This is a genomic window from Collimonas sp. OK412 (assembly GCF_900112135.1).
Taxonomy (GTDB): domain Bacteria; phylum Pseudomonadota; class Gammaproteobacteria; order Burkholderiales; family Burkholderiaceae_D; genus Collimonas; species Collimonas rhizosphaerae.
In genome coordinates this window covers 41,319-63,603 of record NZ_FOLC01000018.1, presented here as the reverse complement: position 1 = coordinate 63,603, position 22,285 = coordinate 41,319, and the positions used below count along the sequence as shown (strand labels likewise).

Here is a 22,285-nt window from a genome sequence, read left to right as displayed (position 1 = left end):
AGAGTTACCGTCGCGGGTTACTGCGCGGTCAGCTCTTTTTCGCCTGGTCGCGGATCGGCAGGTTGCGGATGCGTTTGCCGGTGGCCGCGAAAATGGCGTTGCACAAGGCCGGGGCGATGGGCGGCGTGCCTGGTTCGCCGACGCCGCCCAGCGGCATATCGTACTTGTGCGGCACCATGTGGACCCGCAGGTCGCGCGGAGCGCTGAAGGCGCGCAGCACTTCGTACTCATGGAAGTTGCCTTGCTCCGCGCTGCCGTTCTTGAAGGTGATTTCCCCGGTCAGCGCCAGGCTCAGGCCCATGATGCAGGCGCCCTCGACTTGCGAGCGGATCCGGTCCGGCGTGATCTGCGGGCCGCAATCGATCGCCATGTCGACGCGCGGAATGCTGATCGTGCCGTCGTCGGCGACCACCACCTCGATCACCGCCGCCACATAAGACATGAAGCTGTACGCAACGGCCAGGCCCAGGCCATGGCCCTTGGGCACCTTGCGGCCCCAGCCGGCTTCCTTGGTCGCCAGTTCCACTACCGCCCGCATGCGGCCGGTATCGAGCGGATACAAGACCGGCGATTCACCGTAGTTGGTAGTGTCGGACATCTCTTGCGGATTGACCTGGCGCGCCGGACCGATCAGCTCCAGCAGGAATTCCCGATGGTCGCGCTTGGCCGCGGCTGCCAGTTCCGCCACGAACGACTGCACTGCAAATGCGTGCGGGATGTTGTAGACCGAACGGAACCAGCCGATACGGGTATGCGCTTCGACTTCCGGAGCTTCAATGCGGATGTTGGGAATCACGAACGGGATATTGATCGCGCCCATGCCCAGTTCACCCGGCTGTTCGCCCTTGGCGCCGGCGACAAAGGTCGAGGCGATGGTCGGCGCCGCGGTGCGGTGCAGCCAGGCTTGCGGCTTGCCTTTGGCGTCCAGCGTGCTTTCCAGGTGTTCCAGCGAAACGGTATGGAAGTAATCGTGGCGCAAATCGTCTTCGCGGGTCCAGGTCACTTTCACCGGCGCGCCGTCCATGGCTTGCGACAGCAACGCTGCTTCTGCCGCGAAGTCCGGCTTGGATTTGCGGCCGAAACCGCCGCCCAGCAAAGTGACGTTGACTTTGACGTCGTCGGTCTTCCAGCCGAGGCGGCCGGCCACGGTGTCGCGCGTGGCTTGCGGATCCTGCACGCAAGCCCAGACTTCGCATTTGCCGTTGGCGGTGCGGGCGGTGGCGGCCGGCGGTTCCATGGTGGCGTGGGCCAGGTGCGGGATATAGTATTCGGCTTCGATGCGCTTGCCGGCCTGGCCCAGGACCGCCATGGCGTCGCCATTGTTGCGCACCACCTTGGCCGGCTTGCGCGCGGCTTCTTGCAGGGTGGCCTTGAACGCAGTCGAGTCATAAGCTGCGTGCGGACCGTTGTCCCAGGTGATTTTCAACGCTTCGCGGCCCTTGATCGCGGCCCAGGTGTTGCGTGCAATCACGGCGATGCCGCCGAGCGGATTGAACTTGGCCGGCGGCGGGCTGCCCTTGAGTTCGATGACTTTCACCACGCCCGGGATTTTCAAGGCTTCGGCAGGATCGAAGCTGGCCACTTTGCCGCCGTATACCGGCGGCCGCGCGACCACCGCATACAGCATGCCTTCCAGGCGGGTATCGATGCCGTACTGGGTGTTGCCGGTGACGATGTTGCGGAAGTCGACGCTGCCGAAAGCATCCTTGCCGATGTAACGGAATTGCGACGGATCTTTCAGCGGCGCTTGCGCCGGCACCTGCAGCTTGGCGGCGTCGACCGCCAGTTCGCCGTAGCCGAGCTTGCGGTTGCTCTTGGCGTGCAGCACTTCATGGTTCTTGGTGGTGATTTCTGTTGCCGGCACGTTCCAGCGCGCGGCGGCGGCCGAGACCAGCATCAGGCGCGCAGTGGCGCCGACCTGGCGCATCGGCGTGAAGAAATGGCGCATGCTGCGCGAGCCGTCGGTGTTCTGGTTGCCGTAGCGGCTTTCGTCGGCGTTGGCTTGCACCACGCGCACCCGGCCCCAGTCGGCGTCGAGTTCATCGGCTACCACCAGCGGCAGGCTGGTGCGGATGCCTTGGCCCATTTCGGAGCGGTGGGCAATGATGGTGACGATGCCGTCGGCGCCTATCGAGACAAATACCAGGGGATCGTTGACGGTGCCGCCAGGCATGTTGGCGCCGCCGTATTTTTTTGCCGGCGCAGCGGCATCGGCTGCCATCACCAGTCCGTTCACGCCTACCGTCAGCGCCAGCCCGGTAAAGGCGCCGACTCCCTTGAGCCAGGTGCGGCGGCTTACGGAAGCGACTTCGGTGTTAGCGCTATCTTTAGCGAAATCGAAAGCGGCGCTCATTTTGCGACTCCGTTATCGGTGACATGCGCAGCAACCTGCTTGATTGCAGCGCGGATGCGGGTATAGGTGCCGCAGCGGCAGATATTGCCGCTCATGGCGTCGTCGATTTCCTTGTCGGTCGGCTTCGGCGTGGTTTTCAGCAGGGCGGTGGCCGACATGATCTGGCCGGCCTGGCAGTAACCGCATTGCGGCACGCCCAGCGCGATCCACGCTTCCTGCACGGCATGGCCGACCTTGTCGTCGGCGATGGCTTCGATGGTGGTGACTTTTTTGCCGGCGGCAGCGCTGATCGGCGTGATGCAAGAGCGGATCGGGGCGCCGTTCAGGTGCACCGTGCAGGCGCCGCACAGGGCCATGCCGCAGCCGAATTTGGTGCCGGTCATGCCGATATGGTCACGCAGGGTCCACAGCAGCGGGGTGTCTTCCGGTAAGTCGATCTCGTGCTGCTTGCCGTTGATGTTCAGGCTTGTCATGGTGGGTTCTACCTTTCCAGCTTGGGGTTGATAACCTATTGATGGATAAATCGGGAGCAGTATAGTCGAATTGGCAATGCCTTGAATCCTTGCTATCAATTGACGTGATAAACCGCGCCTGGGCATTGTAGACCTAACTGAAATTCTTTGATTGAGCGCAACTGTTTCGGGGATAATTGGCAGATTGCAATTTTGGTGATGGAGTTCCGATGTCCGATTTGTTGAATAGAGCTGGCCGCATTCCCGACAACGTTTCGCTGCCCGAGCTGACGCTGCGAGGCATCATCCTTGGCGCCTTGATTACGGTCGTGTTCACGGCTTCCAACGTGTACCTGGGCTTGAAAGTCGGCCTGACTTTTTCTTCCGCCATCCCGGCCGCCGTGATTTCCATGGCCGTGCTGCGCATGTTCAAGAGCGCCAATATCCTTGAAAACAATATGGTCCAGACCCAGGCTTCGGCCGCGGGCACGCTGTCTTCCATCATCTTCATCCTGCCTGGCCTGGTGATGATCGGTTACTGGCAGGGTTTCCCGTACTGGCAGACCCTGGCGATCTGCGCCGCCGGCGGCATGCTGGGCGTGATGTTCACGATCCCGCTGCGGCACGCGATGGTGGTGCAAAGCGACCTGCCTTACCCGGAAGGCGTGGCGGCGGCTGAAATCCTGCGCGTCGGCAGCGCCGAAGTCGAACTCGACGGCGCCGCCGGCAAGGCGGGGACAAAGGCTGAAACCGGCATCGTCGACATCATGGCCGGCGGTTTCACCGCCGCTGCCGTGACCTTGTTCTCATCCGGCTTCCGGGTGCTGGGCGAAGGCATCAACCTGTGGTTCGCGGCAGGTCCGGCAGTGGTGCGCCTGTCCGCCGGCTTTTCGCTGGCCTTGCTGGGCGCGGGCTACCTGATCGGCATCGTGGCCGGCATCGCCATGCTGATCGGCTTGCTGATCGCCTGGGGCGTGGCCGTGCCGGTGCTGACCTCGATGCACAGCATCCCCGACGGCGTGACGCTGGCCAAATATGCGACCGGCCTGTGGAGCAAGGATGTGCGCTTCATCGGCGCCGGCACCATCGGCGTGGCCGCGGTGTGGACCCTGATCACCTTGTTCAAGCCGATGCTGGAAGGCGTCAAGACCTCGTTCCAGGCTCTGCGCGGCGGCAAGGGACGCATCAACATCCCGCGCACCGAACAGGACCTGGCGCCGAGCTGGATCATCGGCATCACGCTGGCGCTGGTGGCCATCCTGGTAGCGACTTTCGCCAGCTTCCTGAGCGCCGCGCCTTTGTCGGCCGGCATGGTGTGGGGGCTGGTCGCCTATAGCGTGCTGTTTGCCGTGATCTTCGGTTTCCTGATCGCCGCTGCCTGCGGTTACATGGCAGGGCTGATCGGGTCTTCCGCCAGCCCGATTTCCGGCGTCGGCATCGTCGCCGTGGTGCTGGTGTCGCTGCTGATCCTGCTGGTCGGCAGCGGCGACGGCCTGCTGGCGACCGAGAGCGGCAACAAGCTTGGCATCGCGCTGGCGATCTTCACCACCTCGGCGGTGATCGCGGTGGCCACCATCTCCAACGATAACCTGCAGGATTTGAAAACCGGCTGGCTGGTCGGCGCCACGCCTTGGCGCCAGCAGGTAGCCTTGCTGATCGGCTGCGTGGTGGGCGCCGTGGTGATTCCGCCGGTGCTGGAGTTGCTGTATAACGCCTACGGTTTTGCCGGCGCCATGCCGCGCGCCGAGATGGATGTGACGCACGCCTTGTCGGCGCCGCAAGCCACCTTGATGACGGCCATCGCGACCGGGATTTTCACCCATCAGCTGAACTGGGACATGATACTGATCGGCCTCGGACTGGGCGTCGTGCTGGTGACGATCGACGAAGTGCTGCGCCGCCGCGGCGGCGTGGCGCGTTTGCCGGTGCTGGCGGTAGGCATCGGCATCTACCTGCCGCCGACGGTCGCTTCGACCCTGGTGCTGGGCACCTTGCTGGCCTGGGTGATAGAACGCATCCTGAAAAAGCGCGCGCAGAAGGCGGGCCTGCCGTATGAACAGTTTGCCGAAGCGCCAAACCGGCGCGGCGTGCTGCTGGCGTCCGGCCTGATCGTCGGCGAAAGCCTGGTGGGCGTGCTGCTGGCGGCCATCATCGGTTTTACCGGCAACGATTCGCCGCTGGCGCTGGTTGGCGCTTCCTTTGAAAACACCGCGCAATGGCTGGGGTTGATCGTGTTTGCGGCAGTGGCCTGGGTCTTCTCGCGGCGCGTGCTGACGGCGCGCCAGCAATAGGCGCTCGCCGGCTGCCGTGCAGCCGTCAAAAAAAATGGACCGGGCTGATTACCCGGTCCATTTTATTTTGCGAACTTGTTTCCAGCCGTGCCGGCCGGCTACTCGTGGTGCAGCGCGATTCCGAACTGTTCCGCCAGCGCGGCACGGCCTTCCGGCGTGATGCCGACCACGCGCGAATGCTTGCTCCTGGTCAGCCAGCTCAGTTCCACCATGCGCTTCGCCAATGTCGCGCCGAGGGCGCCGGCCAGGTGGTCGCGCCGTTCGCTCCAGTCGAGGCAGGGGTAGGCGAACTGGCGCCGGCTCTTCTGCAATTGACGGGTATCGATGCCGAAGTCTTCGAACCAGGTTTCGCCTTGTTCCGATAACGAAAAAGTGCCGTCGTCGGCATGCAGCAAGCCGCGTTCAAGCAGGACCTCGGTCAGCCTGGTTCCCAGTTTTCCTGCCAGGTGGTCGTAGCAGAAGCGCGCGGTGCAGATGGCGTCGTTGCCGTTCGCGGGACCGATGCGTTTGCGCTTCGGGGCGAACACCATCAGGGATTCGATCAGGCGCGCCACTTCCGGCGAGGCCAGCCGAAAATATTTGTGGCGGCCTTGCGTGGTCATGTCGAGCAGTTTGTCTTCCAGCAGCTGGCGCAGGTGCGCGGTCGCGGTGGCAGGCTTGATTTCCGTGCCGTACGCCAGTTCCTTGGCGGTCAGGGCGCGTCCTTCCATCAGCAGCGCCAGCATCTGGATGCGGGTCGGGTCGCCGATGGTGCGGGCCAGCCGGCTGAGGTCGGGTTCATCGTTCATAGTTTGATGGTAACCGTACTGTTGTTGTGTGACAAGCGGGCGCAACAAGCCCAGAATTGAGCCTTGATCACTCAAGCAACGGAGCTGCTGCAATGACATCTCACCAACTGGCGCAAGCGCCGGCCACACCTGTTGCGAAAGCGGGCATGCCCGCCGCGGGCTGGACCATTGCTGCCAGCAGTTTCGCTTTTATCATCGTCCAGCTCGATATCACCATCGTCAACGTGGCGCTGCCGCAGATCGGCGCTGACCTGGGGGCGCGCGTTTCGGCTTTGCAATGGGTGGTGGATGCCTATACCCTCGGTTTTGCCGTGTTCCTGCTGTCGGCCGGCGCCCTGGGCGATAAATTCGGCTCCAAGCGTTTGTTCCTGGCTGGATTCCTGTTGTTCGCCCTGGCTTCGACCGCCTGCGGGCTGGCGCCGAATGCCGCTTTCCTGAACGTCGCGCGCGCCGTCCAGGGCATAGGCGCGGCGCTGCTGGTGCCCAGTTCGCTGGCGATCCTGAACCGTGCCTGCGCCCACGATAAAAAACTGCTCGCCAAGGCGATCGGGCTCTGGACTGCGGCGGGCGGCGTCTCGATTGCTGCCGGCCCGGTGCTGGGCGGCCTGCTGCTGGCGACCGCGGGATGGCGCAGCATCTTCTGGGTAAATATCCCGATCTGCATCCTGGGGTTTTTGCTGACCTTGTGCGTGGTGCCGGCCATGGCAAGCAAGCTGCATGTGCATTCCTTCGATTTCCTGGGGCAGGTGCTGGCGATTGTCGCGCTGACCGGGCTGGTTGGCGCGGTGATCGAACTGCATCCGCTAGGGCTGGAGCATCCGCTGGTATTGTCCGGATTCTGCGTGGCCCTGGTCGCGGGCGCTGCTTTCATCATGGTGGAAAAGAAAGTGCCGCATCCGATGCTGCCGCTGAACTTCTTTCGCCAGGCCAGTTTTACTGCGGCCGTCCTGTTCGGCGTGCTGGTGAACTTCTCATACTACGGCGTGATCTTCGTGATCAGCTTTTACCTGCAGAAAGTGCAGGGCTACAACTCGCTGCAGGCGGGACTGGCGTTCCTGCCTTTGACCGGGACCTTCATATTCTCCAACCTGGCCAGCGGCTGGCTGATCGGCCGCGCCGGCATACGGCTGCCGATGGTGCTCGGCGGCCTGGTCGGCGCCTTGGGCTATGGTTTGCTCGGCACTATCGGCATCGCCAGCCACGCCAGTTTCCTGCAGATGCTGCCGGGTTTCATACTGATCCCGGCCGGCATGGGGCTGGCGGTGCCGGCCATGACGACCTCGATATTGTCGAGCGTGGAAAAAAACCGGGCGGGGACGGCGTCGGCGGTGCTCAATACTGCCAGGCAGGTCGGCGGCGCGGTTGGGGTGGCGGTATTCGGGGCTTTGGTCAGCGACGGTTTTGGCGGGGGCATGGTCGGCGGCGTCAGGATCGCCATGTGGACGGCGACGGTGCTGTTATTGGCGGCTGCGGGGCTGGGTTACCTGGTGCGGCCGGTTGCAACAAAATGACCAGATACGCCGAGCAAGAAATATTTCAAAAAAAATGTAAAAAACGCTAAACAAAATCTGATTCTCGAGGATGTATTGGGTAGAGGCATGCAAGATGCACTAATTTGCTGGCCGTCATTGCTCAATGGAAATTATTCTCGAGGATTAAAACATGGTCGCCATCGTCACTGGTAATGGTTTGGGTCTGCAGTCCGGTACCGCGTCGGGTCTTGGACAAAAAATCCAATTAGGCAATGCCGCCTTGGGGCAATCCGGCGAGCAGGTCTATGTTAATGCCAGTAACGGCAATCTGCTGCTGCAGGACCGCGATCAGTTCTTGAGCGGGACCGGTGTCAACAGCGAGATTTTCCGGAGCTATAACAGCCAGGGCAAGCTTACCGGCGACAATTGGCAACCCGGGGCGGCACCAGTTTTGTCTTTGCTGACCGGTGTCGTCAATACTGCAGGCAGCACCATCCAAAGGATAGACTGGGATGGCAGCGCCATTACCTATACTTTCGACGCCAGCAGAAATAGTTACTTCGCTTCCAGTGGCACAGGCGCGCGGGCGACACTCGCTTTCGACGCCGCGAGCAACAACTGGACATATCACGACGGCAAAAACCAGATCAACGAAACCTACGACAGCCTGCAACGACTGACAATCAAGAGCGACCGCGACGGCAACAATGTCGTGTATCAATATAACAGCGCTGGCAAGCTGGCGCAGGTGACTACCGCATCTGGCGAGATCACCTATCTGGATTACAGCGGGGACAACCTGACGCAGATCCGTACTGCCTATCAGGATATCGCTGACGGACGGCAAGTCATCTCTATCCTCACGGCCACACGCTATACGTATGATGCGCAAAACCGTCTCAGCACAGTAACGCTTGACGCAAATCCAACGCAAAAGCCAGCCCCGGATGCGCCTCCGCCGCCCGACCGCGGGGTCTACACGACCACGTATACCTACGATGGCGACAGTAACCGGATTGCCTCGATTGCGCAGTCAGACGGATCGCAGGTGGCGTTTACCTATGTTTTGACGAATGGCGACTATCGTGTTGCTACTATTGCGCAGACTAGCGATGCAGGCGTTGTGCGGCTCACCGCGCTGGAATACGGCAATAACTTTGCATCGAATGGGGATCCGGCCGGAAGCACGACAACGATTACGGATCCGTTCGGCCTGAAGACGACCTTAATCTCCGATAGTCAGGGCAGGTTGATCCAGGCATCCGGACCTGGGGACACGGAATACAAACAGTTCAAATACGATGATAGCGGCAATGTTGCGCAGGTTGTAAACAGCGACACGCCGCCGGACGATTTTACCTACGACGGCAATGGCAACCTGATTGTTGTCAAAGATCACCAAGGCACCGTCACCACGCGTACATTCGGGGCTGACAATGAGCTGTTGACAGAAACAGTGCAGGCCCCGGATTCGCTAGGCGGGCAAACGACCACGAAGCGCTATGCCTACGACTCGCACGACCATCTGCGTTTTGCGATCAGCGCGGAAGGTAGGGTTACTGAATATCGCTATAACGCAAGCGGTCAAAAAGAAACGGAAATCCGGTACAGCACGTCGCTCTATGACGTCAGTACATTTCAACCCAATGTTGCTCCAAACGAAACTTCATTGAACGCCTGGGTTGCCGGCCTGACCGACAAATCGGGCGCAATGCGGATCGATACCGCCTACGATTTCCGTGGCAATGTCGCCACGGTCACGGAATATGGCGCGTTGCTAGCCGATGGCAGTCAAGATTTCACGGGAGGATATGTCGCCGGCAAGGATGCCGGGACCGGCGATGGCGGAAAAACCCAGACCAACTATATCTACGATCAGTCCGGCCGCTTGTTGCAAAAAGTAGGGATCGATAGAGAGAGTTATAGCTACGATGGCTTGGGCCGGGTGCTGTTGACTACACGCGCCGGCGGTTATTCAGCGCGCTATCAATACGATAATGGCAAACACCAGACGATTGTGACTTTCAGCAACGGGCTGACGCAAACTTCGACCTACAACGGCGCGGGAGAATTGATTGCATTGGCACAGTCATCGTCGGGGACCTTGCTATCCGAGGTTCAACATGCTTACGATGCCGACGGCCGCTTGCGCATGGATGTAGACGCCAACGGAGTGAGAACGCACTATCTGTACAACAAAAGTGGGCAGCGTGTGGCCAAGATTGATCCTGACGGTACGCTCACCGAATATGTTTACGACAGCAAGCAGCGTCACCTGGTCAGCACGACCACGTTTGCGACTGCGCTGAGCACGGCGCAGTTGGCGGCGCTGGTTGATGGCGCCGGGCGGCCGGTGGATGTGGCCGGGCCGGGTTCGAGCCTGGACAATGCCGGAGTACGGCCTGCGGCGTCCGTGCAAGATCGCACGCAATGGAATTTTTATCGTGGTATTTCCGAGAACGATCCCGGAGGCAGCATACTTGATCATACGGTGAATGCCGATGGCGCCGTGACCAGATATCGCTACGACGGCAATGGCCGCGTTGTGTCGATGACGTTGTATGCCAACCGTCTTGACGTCAGCACTCCACCTGATCCATCAACATCGACTGTGGCAGCGGATGCTGCCAATGACCGCACCACTCGTTATTTCTACGACAAAGATGGCCAGCTGCAGGGAGTGCGCAATGCCGAAGGCTATGTGACGGAATACCGTTATGACGCCGCCGGCCGGAAAGTTGCCTCTATTGCCTATGCCGCTGCCTCGTCGGAGGAGTTCCTCAATGTAGGCACGCTGGCCGATATCCGGCCACATTCAAGCGCCAGCGATATTCGTCAGTATTACCAGTACGATGGTCGCGGCAAGCTGCTGGCTGAAGTGGACGGCGAAGGCGCTGTGACCACATACAATTACAGCTACGCCGGCGGCAACAGCGATGGCAACGGCAACGGCGCCGGAACCATCACACAACGCATTCAGAGCGCGACAAAGGTGGACGTATCAGCCTTGCTATTGAGCGGCAACGTCAACAGCAATGGCCAAGTTGTCCCTGCCGTACAGCTGGGCGGCCCCGATTGGGCCGCAATCCGCAACATCGCAATGGGTCCCGGCAGCGGCGAACTGCGCAAGACCAATTATCGTTATAACTCGGATGGGACGCTCCAAAGTCGCACCAGCTTTGACATGGCCTCCGGCAATCTTGCCGGCAGGGACAGCTACTGGTATGACAGCATGGGCAATCTGCTCATGGACGCGATAGGCGGACCGATCACCACGCGCGGCAGCAATCGCCGCTACGATGCGCAGAATCGTTTGATCGGCTTGCTCTCCGGCGAAGGTTCTTCCGCCCTGGCCGCAATGGGCGACGCCTATAGCCAGGAAAAGGTCGATGCCATCTGGGCCAGCTACGGCACCCGTTACAGCTATGATGCCAGCGATCGATTGATCTCTCAGACGGACCCCAGCGGTAATACCACACTCACTTATTACAATATCAGCGGTCATATCAGCCATACCGTCAATGCCTTAGGCGAGGTGGTGCAGTTCGACTACGACACCTTCGGCGAACGCACACGGCAAACGGTCTATGGCACGCGACTGGATGCAGTCACCCTGGCCCAGCTCAGCGGCGGCCAATTGACGGCGGCGCTGCAGGCGAAGTTTACGGCACTGGGCGCCGACAATTCAGCCAGCGTCACCGACTATCAATATGACAATGCCGGCGAGATCGTGAAGCAGACCGATGCGCTCGGCGTGGAGACCAGGTATAGCTATAACAGTGCCGGTCAACGGATTTCAACGACGATCAATACGGATAAGACCAATGGTGTAAGCGGCCAGCGTATCGACAAGATCGATTACGATCGTCTGGGTCAGATCATTTTGCAAGCCAAAGATGCGGGAGGATTGAACCTGATCACTCAAGCTTCGTACGACGCTTTTGGCCGCACTATAGAGACTATCGACGCCAATGGCGCTGTCCGCAGCCAAGACTATGATCGCCAGGGCAACGTTGTTGTCGTCACCGACGGCCTAGGCAATAAATCGCAAATGACGTATGACGCGTTTAACAGCGTGCTGACCAGCACCGACAAGACCGGGCATACCACGACCTACGCATACAGTCCGTTCAAGCGCGATGTGACGGTGACGACAGCGGAAGGCATCGTCACGACCACCAGCGTGAACGAATTCGGCGACATCATCAAGATCACCGACGGCCGCGGGATCAGCAGCACTTATCAATACGATCATAACGGCAAACTCACCAGCTGTACGAAAGCGGCAGGCACCGATGCTGCCGCGACGGTGACCAGCACTTATGACGGAACCGGTCATCTGATTGCCACGGCGGACGCCCGGGGCATCCAGACCACCTATACCTACGATGCCGCCAACCGGGTGTTGACACGGACATTCGATACCGCCGATTTAAACTATAAGACAACCTACGGCTATGACGCCAAGGGACAGACGGTCAGCGTGACGGACCCCAATGGCGTACTCACCACGACCCAGTACGACAAGCTGGGACAAAAGATCGTCGTCATCGTGGATGCGGGCGCAGGCAAGCTCAATCTGACGACCAGCTTTGCATATGACGGAGCAGGCAATCAGTTGACAGTCACTGAGGGTGCGGGCAGTACGCTGCCTAGAGTGACCGAGTATGTCTACGACAAGGTGGGACGGCTGTCGAGCAAGACCATCGATCCGGTGAATCTGAAATTGCTCACTGAATACGAATACGACGGTAACGGCAATGTGGTCCTGGTGCGTCAAAACAATGAGCCGGTGCCGACCCGCTATGCCTACGATGCGGTAGGCAGAGTGGTGTATGTGGTCAATCAGAACGGCGAAGTCACCCAGACGGGGTACGACGCTGCGGGACGCGTGATTGCAAAAACAACGCTTGCCGCGAGCATCAATCTGCCGGCCGGCGCGGCATCTGCGCAAGACATTGCCGGTCTGATTGCGCTGCAATCGCCGTCGGTGCGTGCTGATGATCATGTGACGCAGTATGCGTACGAAGCCGATGGCCGCCTGCGTTATACGGTCAACGGCATGAATTACGTTACTGAGCAAGTCTATGACAAGGTCGGTAATGTCGTCAGCACGACTGCCTATGCGACACCGATCGCGGCGACGGTTGCGATTGACAGTGCGGCCATTGCTGCGGCACTCGCTGTACAAACGCCAGCATCGCATGCGGCGGACCGCAGAACCTATGCCATCTACGACGCCGCCAACCGCGCCATTTATAGCCTCGACGCATTGGGTTACATCACACAAAACACCTACGATGCCAACGGCAATTTAACCGACCAGACGCGGCATGCTTTTGCGTACACAAAAACCCTTAATCCGACCCCGGCAGATTTGCAGGCTTGGATCAAAGAAAAGGCTAGTGATTTTTTTGGGAATATCGATCCCTCGACGACTAGCTGGATCTATGACGGTGCGAATCGTCCGCGTTTCGTGATGGACCCTTTGAACTACGTCACAGAAAATCGCTACGACGCTAATGGCCGCCTCACCCAGGTTATACGTATTGCGTCATATCGGTATTGGGGAAATCACCCCTGGCGCCACAACAGTTACCTGCAATGGACTACCACCAATCAGCCCTACATACCGGGTGAGTCTACGTTTACGTATTATCGTTATGATGCCGCTGGCCGTGCCGTTGGGGTCACCGACCCCATGGGAGTCACGACGCGTTATGAGCTCGATGGCCTGGGTAATATCGTCAACACGTATATTGCAGACGGCACGACAGCACAAACCATCACCCGCGCTGTTTATGATGCGGTAGGCCGGAAGGTTGAAGAGACGCGTGCCTGGGGTACTGCGATCGCCAGCACCAGCCGTTATGTTTATAACGCGCAGGGATCGCTGACAGCCGAATATGATCCGCGGGCGGTCGAACTGGCGGAGCAGGATACCGATTGGGCACTATCTCAGCGCAAAGCGGCCGGTTTGGTGGACGCCAGCGGGAATGGCTTAAGGGCGGCAGCACTGGATGCGACGCAAAAAGTGTTGCTGATGAATCGCTATGTCAAGGCGACCAGCTACGATGCAGTGGGCCGTGTTGCGCGCACCTGGACGGCAACAGATCCGTCAGGCATCGCGACTTCCTACGACGCTTTTGGTAACGTCGCCTCTGTGACGCAGGGTGCGCGCACAACCGCGTTTGCCTATAACAAGTCCAACAAGAATACGCTGCAGACGACGGGAGATGGTGCGGTCGTGCAGACCGCCTACAACGCCTTTGGGGATCCGGTAACGGTCACGCAGTACTATAACGCTGCGGCACCCGGAGCGATCCCGGTAACAAGTGTCCATGATGCCGTGACACAGATGGAGTACGACAAGTTAAGTCATCTCGTCAAATCCACCGATGCAGAGGGCTATAGCGAACTCTACGCATATAACCATCTAGATAAGCGCGTCAGCTACACCAATAAATCAGGCAGCTTGTTCCGTTATGAATATGATGGTGCCGGTCACCTGACGACAGAATATCTGCCGATCGGCACTATCAACAATTATCACTACGATGCATTTGGCAATCTATCAGGAAAATTGGAAAACGATACGCGTGATTCTCGCGTAACGGGATATACATACGACAAGCTCGGCCACGTTATAGCCATCGCGGGCCGGCCAGTGACGGTGACTGCGGCTGACGGCAGCACTAGCATGGTGACGCCGATACAGCGTTTTACGTACGACGCGCGTGGCAACCAGACCAGTGCCACGGATGCCAATGGCAATGTCAGCTTTCAGTATTACGACGCACTAAATCGCAAAATTGTCGATATTAGTGCGACCGGCACCTACACCAGCTATGTCTATGACAGCGCCGGCAATGTAGTAACAACGCGCGTGTATGCGGTGCCGGTCACGGCCACCACGCCCGGCAGCATGCCGGCGGCGCCGACCGATCTGGTCAATATGCGCGAAACCAACAATGTCTACGATGCCAGCAACCGTTTGATCGAGTCGCGCATCATGAATGTGGGGACAGGCAAATTTTACGCAGATGCCAAGGATCCCAATAATCCGGGCCGTCCGGGGATGTATTACATCGACAACGCGAGCACGATTGTCCGCACATGGACATATGATACGCGCGGCAACGCGATCAGCAGCATCGATCCGAATGGCAATCAAACCTTCAGTTTTTATGATACCAACGGCAAGAAAGTGTTGGATATCGATGCCCAGGGTTATGGCACGGTGTGGGTCCGTGACGTCAACGGCAATGTATCCGAACAGCGTCAGTATGCACTGCGTTATACCGACGCTTTTACTAGCAGCAGCGATCCACAAGCCATCATCAAGGCATGGGCGCGCAGTAGCGACGATCGCATCACGCAATATACCTGGGACCGCAACAACCGTCTCACAAGTGAAACTCGCACAGGCGTCGATTATGCGACGGTGGACAGTAACGGTGCCATGACCGACGTCAAGGGGGGCAATGCCGTTACCAGTTATCAATATGATGGTGACGGCCATCTGCTGCATAAAACCGACGCCAATGGCAGCCAGTGGGATTTTACCTACGATGTCATGGGGCGCATGAGCAGCCAGATGTTGCCGCAGTTTGTGGATTCCCTGAATAAGCAGGTGCGCAGCACCACCTTATTCGAATACGACGGGCTGAATAACGTTAGCAAGGAGACCCAAAAAGGGCAAACTGCTGCCGAAGACCGCGTTACAACTTACATCTACGGCGCGGAAGGGCGCCTGGTGAGCAAAACTGATGCGGTGGGTACCGTCACCAGCTACGGCTTCGATGTGAACGGCAACACCGTACAAACCAGTTTTGTACGGCTGGACGCCAGCGGCAACAAGATCAAGGACACGACGCGCTTCAGCTACGATGCGGCCAACCGGGAAATTTCGCGCAACACGCAAAGTACGGATCCCGATACCGGCAGGCTGCTGTATGGCGACACCACCACCGAGATGCAATACAACACCTTCGGTGAAGTCACCGGGCGTCGCACCAACGGCGGCGGCGCGAATGGCCTGTGGCAGCAGTATGCTGAGTACAACAATGCCGGGCGGGTAGTGCGTTCCAACTTTGACGGCGGCATCAGCCATCTGTACATGTACGACAAGAACGGCAACGCGACCCTAAAAATGGAGTCGATGACGACCGATTTGCGTAACGCCGTGATCGCGACCGTCGCCGATTTGCAAAAGCTGGTGCAGGAGGTGCAACTGAACCAGACATTCACGCGCTATGACGCGCGCAATCAAGTGCTTCAGATCATGCAGCCTAAAGTGTCTGCGGGTGCTCCGCAGATCACTTTCAGGCCGATCGATATTCCGATTGATGGCGGCAAATTCGCCAATACGGAATTGTGGATAGGCGGCTCCAGTGTCTCGAATGTGCCCGTGAGGCAACCGGCCTTGTCGGGTGTAGCTGATATCGGCATTTCTGGCGGCAGTGTACATCAGGAGATGAGTGCGACGATCAGAAAAGGCACCGTTCAGGGGCGAGATGGACCGATACCCGACTACGGCACTCCCGAACTCACCATTGCCTTGCCTGATTTCAGTGCACTCTATGGCAACTACAGTATCTCAGTTGAGGTGACATATTCGTCTTATTATTGGTGGTTTGGCTATCAAGGGAACGACATCCAGCCATACTACATCGATGGCCATGTAAATTCCCCTGCAATCGGCAACTCCCCAAAGACCGTAACGGTACAGCTGCCTACTCAGTTGAGTAACGAAGGCAAATCTATTCCTGTAGATAAATATACGGCGATTGTGCGCTTAACCTCGCTAAGCGATCCTACCAACAGCATTGTATTAGGGAGTCTTTCCGCTAATACTAATGACATTACGTCGGGGGTTGATCCCAGGGGATCTCTCGGCGAGACCGGAACAGGCACAAACGGATACATGCGAAATCAGGTTTCGTCCTGGGTTGCCAGCGCACCTATTGACGTCGCCGCGCCGATTCAAAGTCAGATCCGCTTTGCCAATTCCACGCTGCCCAATGATGCCTCCAGCATGGCGTACTATCGCCCGGCAGGATCGACGGGCGCGTATCAGGTATTGCCACAAAGCGCTTTAAGTACGCCGGGTTCCTATATCGTCGATGGCCAGGCTTTGGCTGAGGGCAATTACGATGTGGTGTTTATTGCTGTCAGCAACGGCGGCGATGGTCGCCCCGCCGGAACGCTGCTGCGGCGCAACGAATACCAGGTCACCATTTCGCATGGCGCGACGGGATCGTCGATCACTGACGCCGGCATTCCGCTGGACGCTGCCTACAACAATACTGGCTTCCAATACGGCGCTGCCGGCACTTACATCTGGCAGGCACCGCAAAGCCTGCGCGCGTATAACCTACAGAGCGCTACCGGCATCGTGCCCGACGGTCTGATTGTACGCACTCGTCCTACAGGAAGCACTGCCTGGACTTATACCTCCGGCCCGGTTGGCCGCGATGCAGCGACCGGTGCATTCACGATCGATTTTGCTGGCAATAGCACCGATCAGGATGTATCGCTGGTGCTGTACAAGAATGGTCAAATAATTGACATCCTTAGCGCGCCAGCCAGTTTCTCTGGCAGCCAGACGCCTGTGTTGAACTTCAGCTTCCTGCAGGATCAAAAAACGTCGATCACGTTTAACCCGCCGCCAAATACCACGTATCTGATGATCAAATACGATATGACGGTCGATGGTGTCGTCAAGACCGTCTACAAGCGTCTCGACAAGCTGAGCGCCGGGACATTTATCTGGGCAACAAGCGACGATGGCCTGATACCCGATCCCAAACAGTCATACACCTACAATATTGTCTATACGGCCTATGACGCCTACGGCACGCCGCTATCGATGAGCAAGGGGACGGTCACGTTGGGAGGCGATGTCGAGCCTACCGGCGGCCGCAGAGTAACATTGACCGGTAGCGAGCGGCCGGTGGTAATCGAATTCGTGCCGAATGCGGACACGAACAACATCAATGGTCCAACACCTGGCCAACCCTTGAACCAGGCGACACAAATCAATCTGTATTACCGTCCGAGCCCCAAGAATCCGGCCGACTTCGATGTCCCGTATACCTTGGTCAAGCTCACCCGTAATGGGGAAGGGCGTTTCCTGTTCAACACCAGCGACTATGGCTTGCCGGAAAACTCGGAATACGAATACCGCTATGATGCCTTGGACGCCAGCGGCAATGTGCTGGTGGAGCGGCACAGTTATTTCGACACCCGCACCCGTTCCAATCCGGCGACCAATACCGACATCATTGGCGTGATTACGGAAACGAACAAGGACATGACGGTTGATCGTTATGAACGCTACAACGCCTTCGGAGAAGTCAGCGGTGAGCGTGACGGCCGCGGCAACTGGAACGATTTATATTACAACGCCCAAGGCAAGCTGATCAAAAAGCAGCAGGCCGAAGTGATGATCACGTTGGCCAATGGTTATCAGCAGGTGATGCGTCCAGAAACCCTGTTTTATTATGACCGCACCGGAAATTTGCTGGGCCTGAAAGACGCTAATGGCAATCTGACCACCCAGAGCTGGAATTACGGCACCGGCAAGGTCGACACCAGCTGGGATGCCGCGCATAACTATAAAACGTCGCAGTACGATCAACTGGGCAACCTGCGTGTTCAATTCGATGAACTGCAGCAGAAGACCACCTACGATTACAGCAAGCTGGGACAGTTGACAGTGGTTACGCGCGGCAGCGGTGCGCAGACCAGCATCGATAAATATAATTACGACGCTGCCGGCAACCGCATTGGGGTGACCAACACCCTGACCGGTATAACCAGCACCTATTATGACGGTGAGGGCCGCATCATCCATACGGTCAGCGCGGAAGGACGCGCTGTCTGGTATCAATATACCTGGAACAGCAGCATCGTCAGTGTAGGCAGTGTGGTCAGCGGCGGCTGGCAAAAGATCGCCACGGATGCCAACGGCCATACGCTGACCGACAATATCGACACATTCGGCCGTGTCACCTGGCATCAGGACATGGGCGGGCGCACCACCAGTTACGCATATAACTGGGCAGGTTTGTTGGCGAGTGAGATCAGCAGCGCCGGAAAAAATATTACTTACAGCTATTACAGCAACGGTTTAGTGCGAGGCATCGACGATACCGGCACGGGCACCCAGGCGTTATATGAGTACGATGGCGACGGTAACCGTACCTACGAAAGTTATCGTTCGCTGACGGGTTCGTACGTCTATACCCAGGCTTATGTCTCCTACGACAGTTTAAATCGGGTGACAAGCATCAAGGACCTGCTCTATAGCGTCAGCTATGAATACGATGCGGTGGGCAATCGCCGCCACATGGCCGCCACTTATCACGATTATGTGGGCAACACCAAGCAGAGCCAGGATTACTGGTATGCCTATGACGCCTTGAACCGGTTTACGCTCACCATGGGGCAGTTGTCGGGAGCACGCGCTACGAGCGCGGATGACACCAGCGTCTCAGTCGTGTTGGGGGCAGGGGGTGGCGATGGCGTGTACCTGGCCTATGACGCAGTCGGGCAACGCAAGCTGGCGACTTATGCCAGCGACGGCCGAACCGAGTTATACGGCTATGACGCCTTGGGCTATTTGACTACGCAAACCATCAATGGCGTTAAAACCAGCGAGCGTACCAACGATCAGTTGGGACGGGTGACTAACTATGCCGAATGGCTGGCAGATGGCAGCAAACAGGTCACCAATCTGGTCAAGACCTATGACGCGGATGGTCTGCAAAAGACCGAGCGCGATAGCCTCAACGGCAGCACGACAACCTATGCCCGATTGGCGGACGGAACCGTCAGCCAGGTCAAAGTCACGCCGGACGATGCCGACAAGGGCACCGCCATGACCATGGATTACAGCTACGAGTGGTGGGATGGTGCGAAGCAAAGCAAGGTCACCGCCCAAGGCAGCAATCCGATGGCGCCCGGCTGGAAGCCGGCCAGCAGCTTATATAACTACGACGTCAACGGGAACCTCAAGGCGGTATTTGACGATGGCGGCGGCGAAGCAGCCAAGCAGCGCGCGTTCAGTTACGAGACCGATCAGCAGGGACAAGTGCTGAGGCGAAATGAGTTGGGCGGCGTGATCATCGACGCCAATAATCAGATCACCGGGGCCGTCAGCGGCCGTATCCACAATTTCTATTACCTCAATGGCCATCGTATCGGCAACGTCGGCAACGACGGCATAGAAAAGATCGACTATGCCCAGGAACTGGCAGGCAAGCTGGACAAGGGCGGCGACGACAAGTACAAGATATTCAAGCCGGTCAGTGCCGTCGACTTCGATGAAAATTACATGAAGATCAGCAGCCAGTACCCGAGCATGAATGGAAGCAGCTGGACGGTCAGGGCGGGCGATACGCTGCAGAGCATTGCCTCGGCGCTGTGGGGGGATAGCACGTTATGGTATCTCCTGGCCGACGCCAATGGCTTAAAAGGCAGTGACGAGGCGCTCCGAGCCGGACAGTTGCTGACGGTGCCTAACGTCATTACCAATTTGCACAATACGGCCAATACCTTCAAACCGTATGATCCAGGCCTGGCGATAGGCAATACGCAACCAACCTTGCCAACGCCACCGCCGCCACCGGCTAACGACGGGGCGTGTGGTGGCTTCGGCCCGATGCTGGCGTTTGTGGTCGCTATCGTGGCGACGTTCTTCGCGCAAGAATATGCAGCACAAGCATGGATGTCTGCCTTCGGGCCTGCTGAGGGGGCAGTGGGCGGTGCCGCTGCAGGTGCAACAACTGTCGGAGCTGGTGCTGGTGTCGCGGGAGGAGGAGCGACAGTTGGTGCCGGTGTTGCTGCAGGAGATACGATCGGTATGATCAGTACTACTGGCGCAACAACTGCCCTGGCAGTAGGCGGTGCCGCCGGTTCGCTGGCCGGGCAAGGCGTGATGATTGCCGTTGGGGAACAAAATGGGATTAACTGGAAGAGCGCAGCCATGGCTGCTATCGGGAGTGCAGTTGGCTATAATCTGCCGGGGATGTCCGGTAATGCCTTTATCAATGGCGCACTGCAAGGTGCTGCTGGCGGTGTGCTCACGCAAGGTATTGGTGTCGCCGCTGGCTTGCAGCATGGCTTTGACTGGAAGGGGATTGCCGTCTCGGCGATTGCACAGGGAATAGGTCAAGGCGTCGGTGCGAAAATGTACGCCGCGGGCTACAACCGGGCGGATGCAAAGCTGGTGGGAGGGTTCGCGGGGGGCGTGGCTAGCGCTGTTGCACGCGGTGGTAGTTTGGGCCGCAATATCGGTGCTGTGACGATGGATGCGGTGGCCAGCACAATTGGCAACTCGGTGGTTGACCAAATAGCAGCATCCAGTACCCAGAAAATCTATGGCTTAGAAGACGGAAATATGTCGGCTGCCGGATTTATTGATCAGAGCGGTTCGAGCCAGCGCACACTAGAAGTTGCGCGATTGCAAGGGCAGGCGGACATGGAGTCGAGACTCGCAAGAGGGCCACTTTTTGTAAATGGCACAGGCGCATCCGATCCGATTTACGTTAGAGCTTCAAGCCAGTCGGACATTGCGATGCAACCAGGCCGTGCTTATGGGCCGGGTATAGTTTATAACGCGGAAACAGAGACGATAGGTTATGCCGTTCCTATGCCGTCGGTAGATGTACGAACACTTGATAACCCATACATGGCGGGCCCACTGGACGCTGGTTATGTTTCGCAAGCCAGTCAGATTCCTGCAGATAATTATCCATCTGTTCAGTCTGTTCCTGGAACAAGTGCATTCTGGAATAAAGGCGATGACATTGCGGTTAAAGATTTTGTGAATGGCTACCATCTAGGTAATTCACCGCGCGGTATTATGGAGCCTCCAATGACTGCGGCTGAGTACAATGGTCGTTTGGTGGGGGCGGTAAGAGATTCATTCGCTGATTTTGGATATGGCATGATTGGTGGACAAAGTGCCGATGCGGCCAAGGCTAACTGGAATGCAGGTAACCGTGGCACTGCGGCGCTGTATGAGGCTAAGGCGTTTGGTGAGGCAGGACTAACGTTGCTGAGTTTTGGGACATTTGGCGCGGTACGTTCAGGGACGACAATGACAGCGGCGGAGCTGTCGGCGACTCGGGCGACGTATGGGGCAAATACAGAAAGAATGTTAGGTGCCCGTACTGGCGGAGTTGAGTTTGGTGTTGATCCAGTTGCGTCTGGTGGTCCGCTTCGTGAACTTTCAAATGGCAACGTCAAGATTACTTCGAAGGGAGTTGGCGTTGTCGAAAACCATGTATCGCGTTTCGGCGACGACGCAGCAAATCAACTCATGATTGATCGCCTACGAGGAATTTCCAATGGTGAAATGAATGGAACAGTAGCGGATTACAACTTCTATACACACGAATTGCGAGAATTTACCCGCGTTCGGAGTCTAGGATACGAAACAGGTCAGTTACCAAGTGACATTTACTACAATGCTCATTCGGCAGCACTTCGTGAGTATGGGATTCAGCCACAAAATTACAATCAGTCACTTCGTGCGCTATATCATCCGGATGCAATTCGCTTAATGGAAGGTCAATAATGGACAAGCAAATCAAAGAAATTTTGGCTTTTATCGGCCGCAGTCCTAAAGGTGCAAGCTTTTACCAACTAGTTAGAGGCTTTGGATTTCCCGATGCGCCTTATGATTTGCAAGCGGTGCTGCATTCTTTTGTAGAGGAGCACTTGGCTGAGTTACAACAGCCAGAAGCTGGCGTGAATGTACAGTATGTAATTACGCAAAAGGGAATTGAAACCATTGGAATAACGAGTTAGTTGGGGCAAATACAGAAAGAATGTTAGGTGCCCGTACTGGCGGAGTTGAGTTTGGTGTTGATCCAGTTGCGTCTGGTGGTCCGCTTCGTGAACTTTCAAATGGCAACGT

At 57.8% G+C, this 22,285-nt stretch carries 7 protein-coding genes; 4 read left to right on the top strand and 3 right to left on the bottom strand.

From position 1 onward, the window contains the following. Positions 1-28: 28 nt before the first annotated feature. Both BM062_RS17830 and BM062_RS17825 read right to left on the bottom strand, forming a co-directional pair. The gene (locus BM062_RS17830) at positions 29-2,353 is read right to left on the bottom strand and encodes a xanthine dehydrogenase family protein molybdopterin-binding subunit (RefSeq protein WP_092399285.1); all 2,325 of its coding nucleotides are present in this window, start codon (positions 2,351-2,353) and stop codon (positions 29-31) included. Continuing rightward, positions 2,350-2,826: a (2Fe-2S)-binding protein gene (locus tag BM062_RS17825; protein WP_092399283.1), complete on the bottom strand. Its 477-nt coding sequence runs from the start codon at positions 2,824-2,826 to the stop codon at positions 2,350-2,352. Before BM062_RS17825 ends, BM062_RS17830 begins: the two co-directional genes overlap by 4 nt. Positions 2,827-3,035: 209 nt before the next feature. Between BM062_RS17825 and BM062_RS17820 the strand changes: the two genes are divergently transcribed. After that, positions 3,036-5,096 carry an OPT family oligopeptide transporter gene (locus BM062_RS17820; RefSeq protein ID WP_092399281.1) on the top strand — a complete coding sequence of 687 codons (2,061 nt, stop codon included), beginning with the start codon at positions 3,036-3,038 and terminating at the stop codon, positions 5,094-5,096. 98 nt (positions 5,097-5,194) lie between these two features. Here the strand turns inward: BM062_RS17820 and BM062_RS17815 are convergent, their stop codons facing one another. Further along, complete coding sequence (locus BM062_RS17815; RefSeq protein WP_254785137.1) at positions 5,195-5,884, bottom strand: ArsR/SmtB family transcription factor; 690 nt, start codon at positions 5,882-5,884, stop codon at positions 5,195-5,197. Between the two features lie 92 nt (positions 5,885-5,976). On the opposite strand from BM062_RS17815, the gene BM062_RS17810 reads away from it, so the two are divergent. From BM062_RS17810 to BM062_RS17800, 3 genes are all read left to right on the top strand, one after another. Continuing rightward, complete coding sequence (locus BM062_RS17810) at positions 5,977-7,395, top strand: MFS transporter (RefSeq protein ID WP_371326603.1); 1,419 nt, start codon at positions 5,977-5,979, stop codon at positions 7,393-7,395. A gap of 151 nt (positions 7,396-7,546) precedes the next feature. Next, on the top strand, positions 7,547-21,943 hold the full coding sequence (locus BM062_RS17805; protein WP_092399275.1) for a LysM peptidoglycan-binding domain-containing protein: 14,397 nt from the start codon (positions 7,547-7,549) through the stop codon (positions 21,941-21,943). Next, the gene (locus BM062_RS17800; RefSeq protein ID WP_092399273.1) at positions 21,943-22,176 is read left to right on the top strand and encodes a hypothetical protein; all 234 of its coding nucleotides are present in this window, start codon (positions 21,943-21,945) and stop codon (positions 22,174-22,176) included. The genes BM062_RS17805 and BM062_RS17800 overlap by 1 nt, the downstream gene beginning before the upstream one ends. Positions 22,177-22,285 lie beyond the last annotated feature (109 nt).